Below are 1017 nucleotides of genomic sequence, written 5' to 3'. Positions count from 1 at the left end.
CCACGCCACCTTCTGCGTCGTCGTCGTCTACAACAATGCCGTCGCCCGCTTTCGCCGCACCTCCGGATCGATGATCGAGGCGTCGATGGATCTCGGCGCCGACGGTTTTCAGACTTTTCGCCATGTCGTGCTGCCCAACATCGCCACGGCACTGCTTGCCGGCGGCATGCTGGCCTTCGCGCTGTCCTTCGACGAGGTCATCGTCACCACCTTCACCGCCGGACAGCAGCAGACGCTGCCGATCTGGATGCTGGAAGAGCTGATCCGCCCGCGCCAGCGCCCGGTCACCAATGTCGTCGCCATGGTCGTGGTGCTGGTGACGCTGCTGCCGATCCTTGCCGCCTATTACCTCACCCGTGACGGCGACCAGATCGCCGGAAGTGGGAAATGAAAAACAGCGAATAGGGAGTAGCGAACAGCGAGTAGGGATCATCGACGGTCAACCCTGCTCGCTTTCAGCTACTCGCTACTCGCTCCTGTTAAGGGAGAATCCAATGGACACCCAGATGCTGATCGGCTCGAAATTCGAGAAGGGCACCGAGACCGAGGAGCCGATCCTCAATCCAAAGACCGGGGCGACCATCCTCAACCTGCCCGAGGCCAGCCAGGCGCAGATCGAGGCGGCGGTCACCGCCGCCGAACAGGCGTTCGTCTTGTGGTCGCGCACCACGCCGGCGCAACGCTCCGGCTATTTGCTGAAGATCGCCGACCGCATCGAAGCCGACGCGAAGGAGTTCGCCACGCTCGAGGCGCTCAATTGCGGCAAGCCGATCAACGCTGTGCTCAATGACGAAATCCCGGCGATCGTCGACTGCTACCGCTTCTTCGCCGGCGCCGTCCGTTCGATGCCGGGCGTCGTGGCCGGCGAATACATTCCCGGCCATACTTCGATGGTCAGGCGCGACCCGATCGGCATCGTCGCCTCCATCGCGCCGTGGAACTACCCGCTGATGATGATGGCCTGGAAGCTGGCGCCGGCGATCGCCGGCGGCAACACGGTCGTTTTCAAGCCGTCGG

General features: G+C 63.3%; 2 protein-coding genes. Both read left to right on the top strand.

What is annotated here, in order from left to right:
• Positions 1–391: ABC transporter permease subunit (locus EN906_RS35315; RefSeq protein ID WP_127375829.1), on the top strand; the 391-nt coding region annotated here is incomplete at its 5' end.
• Between the two features lie 103 nt (positions 392–494).
• Positions 495–1017 (top strand): aldehyde dehydrogenase family protein (locus EN906_RS35310; RefSeq protein ID WP_127375828.1); only part of this gene is annotated, 523 nt, incomplete at its 3' end.

This window comes from Mesorhizobium sp. M7A.F.Ca.CA.004.06.1.1, from assembly GCF_003999135.1.
Taxonomy (GTDB): domain Bacteria; phylum Pseudomonadota; class Alphaproteobacteria; order Rhizobiales; family Rhizobiaceae; genus Mesorhizobium.
This window is presented reverse-complemented; position numbering and strand designations above follow the sequence as displayed.